This is a genomic window from Chitinophaga sp. XS-30 (assembly GCF_008086345.1).
Classification (GTDB): domain Bacteria; phylum Bacteroidota; class Bacteroidia; order Chitinophagales; family Chitinophagaceae; genus Chitinophaga.
Genome location: NZ_CP043006.1, coordinates 2,102,966 through 2,121,114 on the forward strand (window position 1 = coordinate 2,102,966; position 18,149 = coordinate 2,121,114).

Below are 18,149 nucleotides of genomic sequence, written 5' to 3' on the forward strand. Positions count from 1 at the left end.
GGGCTTTTAACGGCATTGATACACCATAATTAAATATGTTACAGCAACAATTGAGGGGTACCGGCGTGGCGCTGGTTACGCCCTTCACCACACAGGGAGCGATTGATTGGAATAGCCTGGAAAGGTTGATCGATCACGTGATCAGCGGTGGTGTAAATTATGTGGTGACCCTGGGTACCACCGGCGAAACGCCAACTTTGTCTTCCGACGAGAAGCTGGACCTGATAAAGTTTACGTTCGAAAAGGTGGCGAAGCGGGTGCCTGTTGTTGTTGGCATTGGCGATTACAGTACGCAGGATGTTGTAAGCCGGCTGGAAAAATGCCCGCTGGATGAAGCTGCTGCGGTGCTGAGCGTAGCGCCTTATTACAGCAAACCCACGCAGGAAGGCATTTTTCAGCATTATAAAGCCATTGCGGCAGCGTCTCCGAAACCCATCATACTGTACAATGTACCGGCCCGCACCGGCCGTAATATGACCGCGGATACCACCCTGCGCATTGCCAGGGAAGTGGAGAACGTGATCGCCATGAAAGAAGCGTCCGGGGATATGCTGCAATGCATGCAGATCATCCGCGACAAACCCGAGGGTTTCCTTGTGATCAGCGGCGATGACGGCGTAGCCATGCCTCAGCTGGCCTGTGGTATGGATGGCGTGATCTCCGTAGCGGCCAACTACTTTGCAAAAGATTTTTCCGGCATGGTAACGGCCTCGCTGAAAGGGGATTTTGAGACGGCCCGCAATCTGCATTATAAAATGCTGGAAGGCTTTGATCTGATGTTCGCGGAGAACAATCCCGCGGGTATAAAGGCATTCCTGCACTACAACGGGATCGTGGAAAACGTTTTCCGCCTGCCTGTGGTACCGGTGACTGACGGGTTATACGAAAAGATAGCGATTTACCTGAAGGGGTATTGATAATACTGGAATGAGCGTTTGAAAGGCTGCACCGGAGACGATGCAGCCTTTTTTAGTTCTATAGGTTGATAATTAAGTCTTTAGTGATGAGGTTCCCTTCACCTCCTGGTCAGCCCCTTAAAACGCAAACCCCACCGTGAAACCCAGGCCCCGCACCCCCAGGAAAGGCATGCTTACGTCCGCCCGGACGCCGTCTTCACGCACCGTTGCCGTGATATTTTTCCGGTCCCCGATCTCGATCAGCGACTCCAGTTCGTCTTTCAGGTCGGTCCGGTCCTGCTCACTGAGGTCACTCAGGTCGGCAAGGCCGTCCACTTTACCGGAGAAGCTGCCATAATGGCCTCCAATGATATAAAGGTCGATGATCACCCGTTTGTGCACATTGAATTGTCCCCCCAGGATGATGCCGCCGCCGATGCCGCTGCTTTTTCCCTTGAACGGTACGCGGGTGGTGGTGCCCAGCTCACTTTCGAAATCGTAGGGATAATCATAGGTGAAGGAGGCATACCTGCCGTACACGCCGGCGTAAAAGCCTTTGGCGCCGGGCCGGCGGCCGGTGTAGAAGCGCACTTCCGCCGTAAGGGCATTGCCGCTCATTTTCAGCTGGTCCAGCTGTTCGTTGATATCGCTGTCCCCCTCCTCAAAATATTTCATCACCTCTTTTGTGAGGGCCGTTTGGGTCATATGGGTATTGGGCATGTGGCGCCAGCCGAGGGAAGCGGAAATCTTGCGGGCGATCAGCCGCTCATAGGTCAGGCTATAGTTGTTCAGTGCCAGCGTGGAGAGGTTGGTTTTGATGATGTTGCTGAAATAAGGCTGGTTGCGTAATCCCGTGCTGCGGTCTGGCGCTTCCGCCGCAGTGGTGGCGGGATCTTCGGTTGATGGTGGTATTTCCTGCGCGGATGCCCCCAGGCAAAAGCATAGTGCTACGGAAGCCGACAGTGCTGCTCGTTTCATAGTTACAGGGATTTTGATATGTTGCAAAATTAAATCATGTGATTTAATGCGCAATACCTAGTTCTAAGTATTTCAGGGAGTTCAGACCAGGTAGCTCACCCCTTCAAGCGCCAGTTCGGTATGGGGGAAAACCGGCAGGGATTCTTCGAGGAAGGGTTCCAGTTCCGTGTATTTGGAGGAAAAGTGGCCGATAAGCAGCCGTTTGGCTTCTGCTTTGAGCGCCAGGGTGGCGGCTTGTACGGATGTGCTGTGATAGCGGTCCGCGGCACGCTGCGCCAGGTCGTGCAGGTAGGTGGCCTCATGATAAACCAGGTCCGCCCCCTGGATGTGGGGAATAAGGCCTTCGTCATAGATGGAATCGGCGCAGTACACGTAGCGCTTGCCTTTGGGCGGCGGAAGGGTCACCCAGTCGTTTTTGACCAAAGTGCCGTCTTTCCGCTGATAATCAGCGCCTTCCTGCAGACGGGAAAAGAATGCGGCGGGAATGTCATACACGCGGGCCTGCTCCGGAATGAGCCGGCGTTTCCGGCGCTGCATCGAAAATGAGAAACCATAGCAGGGGATGCGGTGCCGGGTGGGAAAGCAGTGAACTTCCATATCCTTTTCCGAAAACAGCAGTCCGGTCCTTTCCGGCAGCAGGGCATGGAATTGAAGGTCGAATTTCAGTACGGTAGCGGCGCTGCGCAGTTGCAGCTGGATGATCTCTTCCAGTTCCGGCGGTCCGTAAACGGATAGCGGATCGGTACGGCCCAGGAGGCTGAGGCTGTTGATCAGCCCGATCAAACCGAAGTAGTGGTCGCCATGAAGATGACTGATGAGGATATGCCGGATCCTGCTGCGCCTGACCTTGTAGCGGGTCAGTTGCATCTGGGTGCCTTCTCCGCAATCCACCAGTATCAGCTGATCGTTATAGGTGATCACCTGTGCGGTGGGATGCCGGTCCGGGGTGGGAATGGCCGAGTTATTACCGAGAATGGTTACAGCGAACATATAACGAAAATAGTCAATCATTAACAATTTGGGGCAGGTGGCGTATTTTCAGGCGTTCAATGGGGATTATTCCGAGCCAAGGTCCAGGTCGCGCTCGAAATCTTCCATCATAACCATATCAATAGCTTCGGATTCAGTAGGAACGATGTTCTGCATCTCCGGATAGGTTTCCGAGAGTGTAGTCGTTAAAGTTCTGTTAAGGTGGGCAATAGCTGCCGAAAGCCCGCGTTCATACTGGCGATGATATACTGTAAAAATGGCTTTCAGGCCGGATTCATCTGCCGACTGAAGGGAATGCAGGTCCAGTATAAGGTTCTTCTCTTCCAGTCCGGGTATATTCCCTATAGCATTGACCAGTTCATCTGACATTTTAGCATCCAGTGTTGTTTCTTCCAGCCGGAATATCACTATTTTTTCTTTGGTATCAATTTTGAATTGCATAATGCCGGATGTTATTTTCTTACATTTAAAAAAAGGATTCATCGCTTAAAGGAACCCTCGCCATTAAGATCCTTGCCTGAAGTATCGCATACAATACAAGACATCCTTCTTCTCGTAAGTATATAAGACAGGACCTTCCAAAACAAAAGTAAATCTAATGTATAAATGTGCAAGGATAAAAAGTAAATCCAAATTTATTTGGTAATATTGTATAAGCAAGCCCCCGTAAGGGTTTAACCAAAAAATCATCTACAATGGATCAGAATTTTTCACCGCAAGTCAAGGAGATCATTTCGTTCAGCAGGGAGGAGGCTTTACGCTTGGGAAATGATTTCATCGGTACGGAACACCTGCTGCTGGGTATTATTCGGGAAGGTGAAGGGACGGCTGTTAAAATTCTACAGGCTTTGAACGTGGATCTTTATGAACTGCGCAAAGAAGTGGAACTGGCTATTAAAGATAAGACGGGCAAGAATATCGCGAATATCAACAGTTTACCTTTAACGAGGCAGGCAGAGAAAGTGATCCGTGTTACCGTGCTGGAAGCAAAGGCGCTCAAGAGCCCTACCGTTGAGACAGAACATCTCATGCTTTCCATCCTCAAGAATAAAGAAAACGTATGTACTCAAATCCTTCAACAGTTTGATGTGGACTACGATACCTTCAAAAACGAACTGGGCTTCGTAAAATCTGCCGATCCGAAAGCAGAATTCGATGACCCCGGAGAAGAGGAGTTCGAGGACGAACGGAAAAGTTACGCTTCCAAAGCGAAACAGACCAATACCAAGTCCAAGACCCCTGTACTCGACAATTTTGGCCGTGATATCACCAAGCTTGCCGAAAGCGGCAGCCTGGACCCCATCGTTGGCCGCGAGCAGGAAATAGAGCGTGTATCGCAGATACTTTCCCGCCGTAAAAAGAACAATCCCATCCTCATCGGTGAACCTGGTGTGGGTAAGACCGCCATCGTGGAAGGCCTGGCTCTCCGCATCGTGCAGCGCAAGGTGTCCCGCGTGCTGTTCGACAAAAGGGTGGTTAGCTTGGATCTCGCCGCGCTGGTTGCCGGAACCAAATACCGCGGCCAGTTCGAGGAAAGGATGAAAGCCATCATGAACGAACTCGAAAAGAACCGTGATGTGATCCTGTTCATCGACGAGATACACACCATCGTAGGCGCCGGAGGCGCTTCCGGTTCACTCGACGCGTCCAATATCTTCAAACCCGCTCTCGCCCGTGGCGAACTGCAGTGCATCGGCGCTTCCACACTGGATGAATACCGCATGTACATCGAAAAGGACGGCGCGCTCGACCGGAGGTTCCAGAAAGTAATGGTAGATCCCCCCACCGTGGAGGAAACCATCATGATCCTCAACAACATCAAACCGCGCTACGAAGAATATCATAACGTCAGCTATGCCGATGATGCCATCGATGCCTGCGTGAAGCTCAGCGACCGCTACATGACGGACCGTCTGCTGCCTGATAAAGCCATCGACGTGCTGGATGAGGTAGGCGCACGCGTGCATCTGAAAAACATCAATGTCCCGCAGAATATCCTCGACCTGGAAAAACAGATCGAAGACATCAAACAGGAAAAAAATAAAGTAGTGAAGAGCCAGCGCTTCGAAGAAGCCGCTGCCCTGCGCGACACCGAAAAGAAACTCGGAGAAGACCTCGAAAAGGCCAAAGGCGAGTGGGAAGAAGAAGTGAAGCACAAACGCTACCCCATTGATGAAGAAGCCATTGCGGAAGTGGTGAGCATGATGACCGGCATCCCCGTAAAAAGGATGGTGCAGGCGGAGAATGAGAAGCTGCGCAGGATGGGTGAAGACCTGAAGAGCGCCGTGGTAGGGCAGGAAGAGGCCATCAGCAAGGTGACCAAAGCCATCCAGCGTAACCGCGTAGGCCTGAAAGATCCCAAGAAGCCCATCGGCACATTCATCTTCCTCGGCCCCACCGGCGTTGGTAAAACAGAGCTGGCAAAAGCCCTCGCCAAATATATGTTCGACTCTGAAGATGCGCTTATCCGCATCGACATGAGCGAATACATGGAAAAATTCTCCGTAAGCCGCCTCATCGGCGCGCCTCCGGGATATGTAGGATACGAAGAAGGCGGGCAGCTCACCGAAAAAGTACGCCGCAAACCCTACTCCGTGATCCTGCTGGACGAGATCGAGAAAGCTCACCCGGATATCTACAACATCCTGCTGCAAGTGCTGGATGACGGTATCCTGACGGATGGCCTGGGCCGGAAAGTGGACTTCAAGAACACGCTCATCATCATGACCTCCAATATCGGTGTACGTCAGCTGAAAGACTTCGGTGCAGGGGTTGGTTTCACCACCAGTGCACGCGCCGTAAACGAAGAAGACAACACCAAGGCCGTGATCGAGAAAGCGCTGAAACGTACCTTCTCCCCCGAGTTCCTGAACAGGATCGATGATGTCATCATCTTCAACTCCCTGTCCAAAGAACATATCTATACCATCATAGATATCACCATGAAGGGAGTGCTGGTGCGCCTGCAGAACCTGGGCTTCAGCCTGGAACTGACAGAGGAGGCCAAAGGCTTCCTGGCCGAAAAAGGGTACGACCAGCAGTTCGGCGCCCGTCCGCTGCACCGCGCCATCCAGAAATACCTGGAAGATCCCCTGGCCGAAGAGATCCTCAATATGAACATTCATAACGGGGATATCCTCATCGCGGATCTCGACAAGGAGAATCAAAAACTCGTGTTCACCCTGAAGAACCCCTCCAGGAGCAAACCCGAAAAATCAGAAGCATAATTCACACTATTCATATAGTCGAAAGGCCACCCGAGACGGTGGCCTTTTTTGTTATGTTAACATCCTTCCCCGCGCCAAATAACTGAGAATCACCCCGCTCTGTTACCGGAATATTAAATAACCAAAAAACATTATAAATATTATGTATTAATCAAATTATATATGTAATATTGTATATGCATTATAGTCCTGCGAAATAAGACAGCTTGCAAGACAAAACATGGGGACAGGCGGGATCAATTTTGCAGACGCAAGAATGGAGCAAACCATAAACTGATAAACCTATATTTCAACCTATTCCTATGAGAAAATCGTTACGTATTGCCAGTATGGTACTGGCATCGCTGTTGTTCTTCTCTTACAACAGCCTGAAAGCACAGGTCAAGATCGGGGGGAATCCCGCGGTTGTTGATCCAAACGCCCTCCTTGAGCTGGAGAGCAACCGGAAAGGCTTTCTTCTTCCCCGTTTGAACAACGATGGTTTTGATGCCATAATTGCCGCCAATGCCACAGTGGGTATGGTGGTGTATTATACGGGCACCAACTACGACGGGGCGGGCCTTTATGTAAAGCAAACCACCGGTACCACTATAACAAGCTGGGCCAAGCTGGCCGGAGCGGACCTGGCGGACGGGACCTGGAAGATCGCCGGTAACACCGGTACCAATCCCGCTACGCAATTCATCGGTACGCTCGACAATCAGCCCGTAGTATTCCGGACCGATGCGGTGGAACGCTTCAGGATCTCTGCCACAGGGGAATTTTTGCTGGATAATACCGGCATTCCGGTAGATAACGCCGAGAACCAGGTGCTTTTGCTGGCTGCGGATGGCACGGTAAAACGGAAAACACTGAACCTGACCATGGTGGAGTCCCTGAGCGGCAAAACCGGTCCGGTTGACCTGAAAATACTGGCAGGCACCGGCTTTGAAGCGGAAGAAGTGGACCTGACCGTACCTGGCGAGATCACATTGAACCTGCCGGTAATGAGCGGCGGGGTGGCTACACAGCCATATGGTTTCATGCGCCTGGAAGACTGGGAAAAACTGAATCACCTGACCACCAGCGGTATCACCGTAGGCACCCTTGTAACAGACGAATCTCAGGGCGCTTCCGGTGCAAAGATCACTGCCGATGGAGACGGCGGTTACGAGATCGCATTGGGTGAGGCTACCGAGAATGTACCGGGGGTAGTAGGAACAGGAGTGCAATCTTTTGCGGGAGACAAGACCTTCACCGGCCTTACCACCTTCAGCAATAATGTGGCTATCGACAATGGTGTGGGTGGAGACCTGCTGGTGAGAGGCAAACTGAATATCGGTTACCCCACTTTGTATAATCCTGTACCCGCTCCTGCATCCTATAATCTGCTGGTGCAGGAAGGGCCAGCCGCAACGGAAGTAAAAAGGTTCAATCTCCCCTCCTGGAAACTGGATGGCGGCCTTGCCTCGGTGAATGGCGTTGTCGGAGCCGTAGCAGACGGCGAATTGACGCTCCTGGCGGGAACAACCGGTACCGAGCCGAATATCGTTCCGGACGCACTTGCCAATACCGTTACCATCAATATCCCTAACGCCGCTCCCGCCAATACCGCTGGTCTGGTAACGAATGCGGACCAGGAATTTGCCGGTAACAAACTCTTCGGCGGAAATGTGACCGTATCCGGTGGAAATGTAACCGTGAACAGCGCTACGGCCGGTAATTCCAACCTTAGCGTAAACGGTTCTATCGGCGTGAAGTTCCGCAGGCTGACCACCAATGGCAATATTGATGTGGATGATTACATGATCTTCGTTAAACCCACCGGCAGCACGGACGTTACGGTAACTTTACCTGATCCCGCAGGTTGCTCCGGCAGGGTGTACGTCATCAAAAGAGAAGCAAAGGCTTTCCCGATCGATGAACTGCAGGAAGATTTCAGCGTGATCGTTGCCACAATGGGCGGCACCGGCAAATTCCACGGTGAGAACACTACGCCGATCACTGTGCCCAATACTACACTCAACCTGATGTCTGACGGTACGAACTGGCAGATCATGAGCAGAGGATCAGGCTTATAATCTGATATGATGGAATGGGTGCAGGATAAACATCCATTCCATCACTATCAATTCAGCGAATCTTGTCTCTGAACCCTACGCTTAAAATTCTGATGAACAGATTGAATGGACATTTCAAAAAAGCATTTTTATTACCGGCATATCTGCTCTGCGCATTTTCTTCCGCTGCGCAATTGAAGATCGGCGGAGAATCCGCCGCTATCCGCGGAGATGCCGCACTGGAACTGGGTACCACACGAAAAGGCCTCTTGTTGCCGCGTGTCGGTAATGCGGCATTGAGTGCTTCCCCGCTGGACACTGCGGCCAATGGGATGTTGCTCTTCAATACCGGCACCAACAGCCTGATGGTGAAGAACGGCAGCGGTGCAGCCGGATGGAAACAGGTGGCCGATGCCTCCGCGCTGGATTATCTCTGGACGATGGCGGGCAATGCGAATGCAGATGATACGCATTTTCTCGGCACCGCCGGTATGCAGCCGCTTATATTCAAAACAAATCTTTCAGAGGCCATGCGCATAGATCCCGCAGGGAACATTGGCATCGGCACTTCATATCCCTCCTCCCGCCTTCATGTAAATGGATCACTGGCTACCAACCTCGTGATCGCTGCAACAGATTTCTCCGTTGCGGACTCCAACAGCGTGATCATCATGAACAATGCTGCGGACGCAACGCTTACACTCCAGTCCGCCGCCGCAAACCGCGGCCGCGCACTGGAAATTGTTTCGTATAACCTCGGTAAAATAATTTATGCCGGCGCTGATGTGAAAACACAGACAGGGGCCGGACAAACAGTATTGCTGCCCGGATACTCCGTCAGGATCGTAAGCGACGGAACGGACTGGGTGGTAACATCCCGTCAGCGGAATGGCCTGCCTATGTACCTGGCCACTGCACCGGGCACGGAAGAAGGAGAAGCACCCCGCGACTATGATGCTTTTGTGGACAAAGGCTCCGGCCTTTTCCTGACAGACGGCATCACCAATCCCGCTAACCCCATTCCCGGTGAAACGGCGGCGTTCAGCGCCACCTGGCAGGGAACGGGCGCCGCCAGCTTCGCGCAGCTGAATGTGAACGCGGGAAAGGCCTATTTCAGAAGCGGCGTCAACAGCAGTGTGGCTGCTTCGGTATGGAACAGGTTCCTCAGCATTCCCGCTGCGTCCCTGTTTTCCGTAGCAGATGATGGCGCGGACAATATTGTATTCCGGCACAGCGGTAATAACAGCATCAGTTTCAGCACCGGCAACACGGTACGGGCAACCATTACGGAAGCCGGTGAAACAAGGTTGAACCATGCTTTTTCACTCCCCATCGCGGTAGCGGGCACGAGTCCATACACAGCTACCGTTGACGATTATACGATAATAGTGACGCCCTCCGGCGGCACGGGGAATTTCGTGGTAACGCTGCCTGCGGCATCTGCCTGCAAGGGGCGGATATACATGGTGAAGCGCTTTGACGGCGCTTTTGCAAGACCCGTGGAGGTGGGGCCGGCAAGTGGGGACCGGATTGAGAACGGCGTTGCCGATGCTTCCTTTATGCTGGATGACGAAAACCTGCGTTGCTATACATTTCAATCTGATGGTACGGACAGATGGTACGTCATCAATATTCAATAAAAAGAGATCACCTGAAAAAGCTGTTTTCCATATTGCTGATCTTTTTCCTGCCGTTGGCCATATACGCGCAGCAGGGGCTGTATATCGCTCCCGGAACGCGTTTGCAGGTGACCGGGAATGAAGTGGTGAGCATTTTCGGCAATGTGTCCAATAACGGCGCATTCGGGTCATCCAATGTAGCGGTGATCAATTTTTTCGGAAAAACATGGAATAACGGAAATGGATCTACGTTGCCTGACGAAAGTGCGGATGGTTTCAGCGGAAAGGGCGGCTTGTTCCGTTTTTCCGGGGATAACCCTCTGTACGGCAACCTCGGTGCGCAGCAGCTTTTCGGCGGGTACAGCGTGGTGACGCGTACCGGCGCTACCTTCCCGAACTTTGAAGTGAACAACAGGCTGGGTATTCTTTTATCGGACCTCAGCGATGTGAAAGTGCGCAACAATCTCCATTTTACCACGGGGCATATTTTCCTGAACGGCTGGAACCTGGTGGTGGGAGACCGGCATCCGGGCACCATTACCGGTTACAGTGAACAGACCTTTGTGGTGACGGGCACCAATATCGCCGGAGGCTTCCTCTACCGTGAACAGGTGAATGCTGCGGCCGGTAAAGTTGTATTTCCGGTGGGTACCTCACCCTCCGCATATGCGCCGGCGGCCGTCGAATTTGGCGGTGCCGCGGATGACTTCAAGGTCAGGGCATTCGACAGCGTGTATCAGTTTGCCATATCCGGGCCGGCGAACAGACTGGATTTTACCAATAAGACCTGGAACATCGCCAGGGAACAGAATCTTGCAGGTGAGGCGAAAATAACCCTGCAGCATATGGATGCGGAAGAAGGGCCGGATTATGCGGATTACCGCAGTTCCAGCTACCTTTCCCGGTACATCAACAATGCCTGGGACTACCTGGAAACACCCGAGAATTTTCCTTTGCCCGGCAATCTAACGACAACGAATACACTCCGCAATGCCACGATGCATTACCGTGTTTTTGCCGGCATCAACAGCAATGAATATTTCGCAAAATCTTCCGTGGTCTACGGTCCATATGCACCGGCTGTTTTCATTGATTTCAATGCATGGCGCGTTTCCGCTAATTTTGCGCAGCTGGAATGGTACGTCAGCCGGGAGCTGAACAACGATCGCTTTGAAATAGAACGCCGTTTCGACAGGGATACAGGTTTCACGAAGGTGGGGGAACTGCCCAGCCAGGCGCCTGACGGCAACAGCAATATCCGGCTGGATTACCGTTATACCGATGCGAACAATTACGAAGGCTGGACCTATTACCGCATCCGTGCGGTGGCGAAGAACGGCCGGGAAAGTTATTCCAGGGTCAAAGCGGTGCCGCCATTCCTGACGGTGGACGTCTGGCCCAACCCGAACCGCGGCCAGTTCAACGTGCGGGTAAGGGGGGAACAGACGGATATGATCATGCAGGTCGTGAATATGGCAGGCCAGGTGATGAACCAGTATGCCATCCGGGGTGAGGCCAACATTCGTGTGGAAGGCCTTGCCAAAGGCTCCTATCTGCTGGTGTTCTATGACCGGCATTCAAGCCGCCTGATGTACACCCGGAAAGTGATCGTGATCGACCGCGGATAAGCCCGGCGCATTGCCGATTTCTCCTTGATTTTTACCGGAATTACGGCTACTTTTGCAGGAGCAATTGTTAAAACACCTGCATCTCTAAATTCCGGGGCTTGAAAAAGATCATCATTACGATAGACGGGTATTCTTCCTGTGGTAAAAGCACGCTGGCAAGGCAACTGGCGGGCCGGCTGAACTATCTGTACATAGATAGCGGCGCCATGTACCGTGCTATCACCCTTTATTTCATTCAGCAACAGGTAGACTGGAACAAGACGGATGCGGTGAACAATGCATTGAACAATATTCAGCTTGAATTTATATACAACCAGATATCCGGACAGAGCGATATGTTCCTGAACGGTGAAAATGTGGAACAGATGATCCGCGAAATGCTGGTGGCGGAAAAGGTGAGCGAAGTAGCCGCTATCCGTGAAGTGCGGGAGTTTGCCGTAGCCCAGCAGCAGAAAATGGGCGCCGGAAAAGGTATTGTGATGGATGGCAGGGATATCGGGACCGTTGTATTCCCCGATGCGGAACTGAAAATATTTATGACGGCAGATCCTGCAATCCGCGTGGAGCGCAGGTTTAAGGAGCTTTATCAGAAGAACAGGAATATCACATTGCATGAAGTGAAAGAGAACCTGGAGTTGCGTGATTATATCGATGCCAACAGGGAAGTAAGCCCTCTCCGGAAGGCAGAAGATGCTATTGTGCTGGATAACAGCCAGTTAACAACAGAAGAGCAGCTGCAACTGGTGATGCAGTGGGTAGAAGACGCAATCATGGCACATTCTTCCTGATTTTTTTTGCATTATAAAAAAAGTTATTACCTTTGGAACATCAGGGCGTTTTACCCCTGAACAAGTAATAATACCTCATCCTCAGAAATTCCTGAAAATTTAATGGTCTTGGCCCTGATTTCCGTTTACGGAACGTGAGTGATACATGCCAATATATCTTGGACCGACTAGAGACACATACCTGGAAAAGAACCTGAACTTTGTTGCCATCATTTGTAAAATGATAGAAGTTACCGGATAACGCTTTGCGGATCCCGTAACTTGTTATCGCAGCAAAGCGGTTCGCGTGACTGTCCAAATAATAAAGGCTTTTCGGCCATATCCGGAATGTATCCAGCAAAAGACCAGCTATTAACCGTCTATAAACGAACTACTATATAAATCAACAGCTTGTTCCTCAGGGAATTAGCTGCTTTTAAAACTAAATGTGGAATGCAGTCGCAAGACGGCTGGGTTTCATATTTTCAGTAGGTGTATTCGGTTAATAGGAAAGGGGCGAATTCTTTCGCCCCTTCGCTTTTCATCCTCCATGGCCCGTTTTAATGAATAATCATTTAAAATTTCTACCTTGTGGGCACTGTTTCACCCTTTTACCATGTCTTTTAAAGGTCTCATTTTCATTGTGATCCTTCTCTCCGGCATGTGGATGCATGCATCCGCACAGGATTCCACATTGGTATTCAGAACGCTGGATTCCGTATTGTCCATGCGGGACGATACCGTGAAAGTCAACCGGCTCATGGCAAAGTCCAGGAACTTTTTCAGGTATTTCGACCGGCAGGGGCTGGAAAATCCCTTCCTCGGGGAAGCCATCGCTATATCCCACAAGATCCGTTACAGCAAAGGCTTGTCGGAAGCCTACAACGAACTCGGAACGGCCAAACGCAACAAATCCCAGTACATTCTTGCGGCAGATTACCACGAAAGGGCGCTCCGTTATGCGGAAGAGATACAGAACGACCGGCTCATGGCCATTTCCCTCAATAATATGGGCGTCGATTACCGCCGCCGGGATATGCTGCAGAAAGCCTTCGAGGTCCATTTCCGGGCACTGAAGACCGCCGAAAAGATCAACGACATCCGCAATATCACCATCGCCATCAATTCCATCGGCAACATCCAGCTGTCAGCCGGCAAATACGAAGACGCCATCGAAGAGTTTACCAAAAGCCTGAAACTGGAACAGGAAAGCAATAATGACCTGGGCGTGGCCATCAACCTCGGCAATCTCGGTTTTGCCTACGAGGGCCTCGGGCAGCTGGACAAAGCCATCGAATATTATAATAATTCCCTCGCGGTGAACCAGAAGATCGGGGACAACAAAGGCATCGCCATCTGTTATACCTGCCTTGGCACCGCTTACCAGAAGAAAAAAAATTACCCCCTGGCCATGCAGTACCTGCAAAAAGCGCTGGAGGCCAACGATAACAACCGGGTGGCGGACAAGATCCACCTGGCGGAGAGCTACCTGGCTATCGGGAGATTGCTGAATGAGGAAGGGAAACTGGAAGAAGGGCGCAAATATGTCCGCCAGTCCATCGACCTTGGCAAAAGCTGGGGCTTCAAATCCATTCTGCAGGAGGCCTACAAGGCCATGGGAGAGAACTTTCACCGTGCAGGCATGTACGACAGTTCTATCAGCAGTACAAATATCTCCCTGCTGTACAAGGATAGCCTGCTGGATGAAAAATCCATCACAGAATTCGCCCAGATGCAGGCCATGTACGATGTGCATCAGAAAGACAATCAGATCAAGCTTTTGCAACAGGAGCATGATATCAACCAGTTGCGTATCCGCCGCAACCTGGCGCTGGCCATTGCGCTGGCGGGTTTTCTTTTCATGCTGATCGTCGGCGGTTTCTTTTATATCCGCCACCGCAACCTGCAGGCCAACCGGCAAACGCTGCAGCTGGAACTGCGCTCCCTGCGCTCGCAGATGAACCCGCATTTTATTTTCAATTCGCTCAGCTCCATCCACCGTTATATCTGGAGCAATAACCAGGAAGAAGCCTCCGATTACCTGACCAAGTTCTCCAAACTGATGCGCATGATCCTGGACAACAGTCAGCATACTTTCATTCCCCTGAATAAAGAACTGGAATCATTGCGTCTGTACCTGGACCTGGAAGTGCTGCGCTGCAATAATATTTTCGATTACCGCATACAGCTGGCCGACGATATCAATGATGAAGAAGTGCTGATACCGCCCATGATCATCCAGCCTTATGTGGAGAACGCCATCTGGCACGGGCTCGTACACCGGAAAGAGAAAAAGGGCCGGCTGGATATTGCCGTTTCGCTGAACGGGAGAGTGCTGGAAGTGACCGTGACGGATAATGGCATCGGCCGGAAAATGGCGATGGAGATCAAAGAGAAAAAAGACCGCACCCATCATTCCATGGGCATGAAAGTAACGGAGGGGCGTATTGCCCTGATCCGGAAGATCAATAATACGAAAGACGCGAATGTGGAAGTGCGCGACCTTGAAGACCAGGTGGGGCAGGCAGCCGGCACCCAGGTCAGGATCATATTACCCGCAGAATTTTTGTTCTAAAAACCATATCACCGTATGAGCGAGATCAAAGCAATTATCGTGGATGATGAACAGCATTGCATTGATGCATTAAAGGCCATGTTGCAGAAAAAATGTCCGGAAGTAACCGTGCTGGCCGGCGTGAACAGTGTATCCGACGCCAGGCAGATCATTGACGAACTGCAGCCGGACCTGGTGTTCCTTGACGTGGAAATGCCTCATCAGAACGGGTTTGAACTATTGAAGCAATATGATAAAGTGGTATTTGACGTCATCTTTACCACCGCTTACGAACAATATGCGCTCAAAGCGATCAAGTTCAATGCGCTGGATTACCTGCTCAAACCCTTTAGTGTGCAGGACCTCCAGGAAGCCCTGCGCAAGTATCATGAGCGGCGTCTGAACAAACAGGATGCCGGTATCACCCCTATCGAAGCTTTTTTACAGAACATGAAAACGATGCAGCAGACGAACAAAAAGATCGCGCTGCCTACCATCAACGGACTGGTTTTCATGCCGGTACAGAATATTGTGCGTTGTGAATCCACCGGTAATTACACGAAGATATTTTTTACCGACCGGAAGCAATTGCTGGTGTCCAAGCCGCTGAAGGAATTTGAGGAGTTGCTGACGGATGTGGACTTTTTCAGGATCCACAACTCCCATCTGATCAATCTGCAACAGATGGAATCCTACATCCAGGGGGAAGGCGGGTTTGCGCTGATGAGCGATGGCACGCAGGTAGAAGTGTCCCGCAGACGCAAGGCGGACTTCCTCAAAAAGGCCATGCAATTTTGACCGTATCCAGATACCATCCCAATCGTGCCACTTATCGCCAATTGCATACCGGATATTAATTGGAGGTTGCAGTGCCTTTTCTTACATATTACTTTTGTATCACAATAGGAAAATATATTGTTTGTTAAAAAGATTTTCTCTGCATTACTAGCGTTTGATTAGCCCCAAAGAAAAAAGGCACCTTCAGGTGTCTTTTTTGTTTTTATGCTTCCGCGGAAAACGCTGGCGAGCAGCGGAACCTGGCACCTTCCGGTGTCTTTTTTGTTTTTATGGTTCGGGGAGAGCGCTGGCGAGCACCGGAAGCCGGCACCCTCCGGTGTCTTTTTTTACAACGATAGGAATTGATCACGAAAAGTTGGCGATAGCTTCTTCGGCCTTATGTTCCAGTCCATAGAAGGAAAGGAGTTTCCGGATGACGGATTCCACGATGGCGTCAGGGCAGGAGGCGCCGCTGGTAAGCAGGACGGTCACCGGTCCGTTTTCCGGTTTTTCCGGGAGGAATTGCCGGCTGTGCAGCTCCTGGTGGTGATGGAAGTCCCAATGCAGCAACTCGCTGGCGGACAGCAGTTTTTCTTCGGAGGAGATGAAATAGGTGGGCAGTTTTTCTTCGCAAAGCTCTACGAGGTGCGAGGTATTGGAGCTGTTATAGCCGCCCACCACGATCGCCAGGTCTGCCGGAGCATCCAGCATGCCGGTCACTGCCGTCTGATTGTCATTGGTGGCGTAGCAGAGCGTATCCCGGGTGTCCGCGAAACGTTCTGATACCTGGTCATCAGCCAGCTGGTAGCGTTGCTGGATGGCCTGACGGATATAATCTGCGATGGCCTGTGTTTCGGATGCCAGCATGGTGGTCTGGTTCACCACGCCCACCCTTTGCAGGTGGCGGGTAACGTCAAAACCCTCGGAATACTGGCCTTTGAATTCTTCATAAAACTGCTCCGCAGGCACTGTGCCGAGAATATAGGCAGCGAGGCGATGGGTTTCCGCCATGTCTTTCACCACTACGGTAGGAGTATGCTGGCGGCTGTGCGAGAAGGTGGCGCGGGTTTCTTCGTGTTTGGGCTTGCCATGCACGATCACGGTATAATCTTTTCCGGCGATCTGTTCCGCTTTGTTCCAGACCCTTTCCACAAACGGGCAGGTGGTATTGTACTGCAGCGGGGTGATGCCCAGCGCTTCCAGCTTTGCTTCGATCTCCAGCGTGGTGCCGAATGCCGGGATGATCACGATATCATCCGCATGCAGGGATTCCCAGGGGATCAGCTGCTTGCCGGAAGTATCCATGAGGAACTGCACGCCACGGGAAAGCAGGTCATTGTTGACCTGGGGGTTGTGGATCATTTCACTCAGCAGGAAGATCCGTTTCCCTTCATTTTCCTCCACCGTTCTGAAAGCGATCTCGATCGCGTTCTCCACACCATAGCAGAAACCGAAGTGCCGCGCCAGTTGTATGCGGATGGGCCCGAAATCCAGCAGGGTAGGCGTGAAATCCTTTTTCATGCGGTCCTGTTGCTTCCGGTATTGCTTGATAGCGGAGATCAGGGGGCTGCGGTATATGACGGGAACGTTAAATGTCTTCATGGTCTGGCAAAGATAGCAAGAATCTATTTTTCATCGCTGTACTTGCGCAGCCATTGCTTTTCATCCGCGGACAGGCTGTCGTACCCCTTTTCATTGATCTTGTCCAGCAACTCATCCAGCCGGGAGGCATGAAGATTTTCATTTTTGCGCACCACGCGGAGGGGTGATTTCTTCGGTTTGAATTTTTTCGGGGGGTGTTTGCTGCGGTCGAACAGGCCGGCTGTTGTCCTGAAGAGGGCGATCAGCGGAGCGCAGAGATCGGTACCGCTCCGGAGGGTGAGCACGTAGATATACCCGAAAGCGGCGCCGCCGAGGTGGGCCAGGATACCGCCTACATTTCCCTGCGGGATGAGGATGATATCGATCACGATCACGCCTACAGCTACCCATTTCAGTTTGATGGAGCCGAGGAACAGCAGCCCGATCTCCACATCCGGCATCAGCGTGGCGCTGGCCACCAGAAAGCACATCACGGCTGCCGATGCGCCTACCATCGGGCCTCCGAGGTAAGATGTCGGCGGGAATACGAGATAGGCGGCGAGATAAACAAGCGCACCGATGAGGCCGCTGAGGATGTAAAGGGGCAGCACCCGCTGGTTCCCCAGGGTAGTTCTGAACATATTGCCGAACCAGTACAGGTTGAGCATATTGAAGAAAATATGGAATATCCCCGCGTGCATGAACATATACGTCAGCAGGGTCCAGGGTTTGCGGAGGAGCAGATCCGGCTGCACATGCAGCTCCAGCTGGTACAGCAGGAAAGCATACACGGCCCCGAACATGCCTTTGCTGAGAAATGCCAGCAGGTAAAGGATTCCCATCACCACAAAAACGGTAATATTGACGAACATCAGGTGGTTTACACTGTTCTCCTGTTTCAGCCAGTACCGGATATCAGATTTGAAAGAAGTTCCGTTCATAGCGGCAAATTAAGTAAAATTGCTTTATCACAAAGGAAAGCAGTTGTGTGGATGATAATAAAATTTATATGTATCCTATTCATTTACACGCCCCGTATCGCTCAAATAAACTTGCCCGGAAGGGAATATCTCCGTATCTTTGCCTCCCTTAA

13 protein-coding genes are annotated in these 18,149 nt (G+C 51.5%); 8 read left to right on the forward strand and 5 right to left on the reverse strand.

Annotated features, from left to right (window positions below; genetic code table 11):
• Positions 1–35: 35 nt before the first annotated feature.
• On the forward strand, positions 36–917 hold the full coding sequence (dapA, locus tag FW415_RS08715) for a 4-hydroxy-tetrahydrodipicolinate synthase (protein ID WP_148383871.1): 882 nt from the start codon (positions 36–38) through the stop codon (positions 915–917).
• Between the two features lie 117 nt (positions 918–1,034).
• Here the strand turns inward: dapA and FW415_RS08720 are convergent, their stop codons facing one another.
• The 3 genes from FW415_RS08720 to FW415_RS08730 all read right to left on the reverse strand — a co-directional run bounded on the left by FW415_RS08720 (position 1,035) and on the right by FW415_RS08730 (position 3,305).
• A complete protein-coding gene (locus FW415_RS08720; protein WP_148383872.1) occupies positions 1,035–1,874 on the reverse strand; it encodes a DUF3575 domain-containing protein in 840 nt (279 codons plus the stop codon).
• Positions 1,875–1,955: 81 nt separating this feature from the next.
• Positions 1,956–2,864 carry a ribonuclease Z gene (locus tag FW415_RS08725; protein ID WP_148383873.1) on the reverse strand — a complete coding sequence of 303 codons (909 nt, stop codon included), beginning with the start codon at positions 2,862–2,864 and terminating at the stop codon, positions 1,956–1,958.
• 66 nt (positions 2,865–2,930) lie between these two features.
• On the reverse strand, positions 2,931–3,305 hold the full coding sequence (locus tag FW415_RS08730) for an STAS domain-containing protein (protein ID WP_168208737.1): 375 nt from the start codon (positions 3,303–3,305) through the stop codon (positions 2,931–2,933).
• 254 nt (positions 3,306–3,559) lie between these two features.
• Here FW415_RS08730 and FW415_RS08735 point away from each other — a divergent pair, with 254 nt between their 5' ends.
• The 7 genes from FW415_RS08735 to FW415_RS08765 all read left to right on the forward strand — a co-directional run bounded on the left by FW415_RS08735 (position 3,560) and on the right by FW415_RS08765 (position 15,496).
• The gene (locus tag FW415_RS08735; RefSeq protein ID WP_148383880.1) at positions 3,560–6,091 is read left to right on the forward strand and encodes an ATP-dependent Clp protease ATP-binding subunit; all 2,532 of its coding nucleotides are present in this window, start codon (positions 3,560–3,562) and stop codon (positions 6,089–6,091) included.
• Between the two features lie 302 nt (positions 6,092–6,393).
• Positions 6,394–8,151, forward strand: coding sequence for a hypothetical protein (locus FW415_RS08740; RefSeq protein ID WP_148383882.1), 1,758 nt, complete (start codon positions 6,394–6,396; stop codon positions 8,149–8,151).
• A gap of 92 nt (positions 8,152–8,243) precedes the next feature.
• On the forward strand, positions 8,244–9,770 hold the full coding sequence (locus tag FW415_RS08745; protein WP_148383884.1) for a hypothetical protein: 1,527 nt from the start codon (positions 8,244–8,246) through the stop codon (positions 9,768–9,770).
• Positions 9,746–11,377: a T9SS type A sorting domain-containing protein gene (locus FW415_RS08750; RefSeq protein WP_148383886.1), complete on the forward strand. Its 1,632-nt coding sequence runs from the start codon at positions 9,746–9,748 to the stop codon at positions 11,375–11,377. The genes FW415_RS08745 and FW415_RS08750 overlap by 25 nt, the downstream gene beginning before the upstream one ends.
• Before the next feature lie 98 nt (positions 11,378–11,475).
• Entirely contained in the window at positions 11,476–12,165 is a 690-nt protein-coding gene (gene cmk, locus FW415_RS08755; RefSeq protein WP_148383888.1) for a (d)CMP kinase, read from the forward strand.
• 595 nt (positions 12,166–12,760) lie between these two features.
• Entirely contained in the window at positions 12,761–14,719 is a 1,959-nt protein-coding gene (locus tag FW415_RS08760) for a tetratricopeptide repeat protein (protein WP_148383890.1), read from the forward strand.
• Between the two features lie 15 nt (positions 14,720–14,734).
• Positions 14,735–15,496 carry a LytTR family DNA-binding domain-containing protein gene (locus tag FW415_RS08765; RefSeq protein WP_148383891.1) on the forward strand — a complete coding sequence of 254 codons (762 nt, stop codon included), beginning with the start codon at positions 14,735–14,737 and terminating at the stop codon, positions 15,494–15,496.
• A 345-nt stretch (positions 15,497–15,841) separates the two neighbouring features.
• On the opposite strand, the gene FW415_RS08770 is transcribed toward FW415_RS08765, so the two are convergent.
• A complete protein-coding gene (locus FW415_RS08770) occupies positions 15,842–17,077 on the reverse strand; it encodes a 4-hydroxy-3-methylbut-2-enyl diphosphate reductase (RefSeq protein ID WP_148383893.1) in 1,236 nt (411 codons plus the stop codon).
• Positions 17,078–17,100: 23 nt separating this feature from the next.
• Entirely contained in the window at positions 17,101–17,997 is an 897-nt protein-coding gene (locus FW415_RS08775) for a rhomboid family intramembrane serine protease (RefSeq protein ID WP_148383895.1), read from the reverse strand.
• Positions 17,998–18,149 lie beyond the last annotated feature (152 nt).

Excerpts from the sequence above, each read along its gene's own strand:
- dapA (WP_148383871.1), top strand. The coding sequence starts at position 36 with ATGTTACAGCAACAATTGAGGGGTACCGGCGTGGCGCTGGTTACGCCC.
- FW415_RS08735 (WP_148383880.1), top strand. The coding sequence starts at position 3,560 with ATGGATCAGAATTTTTCACCGCAAGTCAAGGAGATCATTTCGTTCAGC.
- FW415_RS08730 (WP_168208737.1), bottom strand. The coding sequence starts at position 3,305 with ATGCAATTCAAAATTGATACCAAAGAAAAAATAGTGATATTCCGGCTG.
- FW415_RS08765 (WP_148383891.1), top strand. The coding sequence starts at position 14,735 with ATGAGCGAGATCAAAGCAATTATCGTGGATGATGAACAGCATTGCATT.
- FW415_RS08775 (WP_148383895.1), bottom strand. The coding sequence starts at position 17,997 with ATGAACGGAACTTCTTTCAAATCTGATATCCGGTACTGGCTGAAACAG.
- FW415_RS08760 (WP_148383890.1), top strand. The coding sequence starts at position 12,761 with ATGTCTTTTAAAGGTCTCATTTTCATTGTGATCCTTCTCTCCGGCATG.
- FW415_RS08720 (WP_148383872.1), bottom strand. The coding sequence starts at position 1,874 with ATGAAACGAGCAGCACTGTCGGCTTCCGTAGCACTATGCTTTTGCCTG.
- FW415_RS08770 (WP_148383893.1), bottom strand. The coding sequence starts at position 17,077 with ATGAAGACATTTAACGTTCCCGTCATATACCGCAGCCCCCTGATCTCC.
- FW415_RS08745 (WP_148383884.1), top strand. The coding sequence starts at position 8,244 with ATGAACAGATTGAATGGACATTTCAAAAAAGCATTTTTATTACCGGCA.
- FW415_RS08750 (WP_148383886.1), top strand. The coding sequence starts at position 9,746 with ATGGTACGTCATCAATATTCAATAAAAAGAGATCACCTGAAAAAGCTG.
- FW415_RS08725 (WP_148383873.1), bottom strand. The coding sequence starts at position 2,864 with ATGTTCGCTGTAACCATTCTCGGTAATAACTCGGCCATTCCCACCCCG.
- FW415_RS08740 (WP_148383882.1), top strand. The coding sequence starts at position 6,394 with ATGAGAAAATCGTTACGTATTGCCAGTATGGTACTGGCATCGCTGTTG.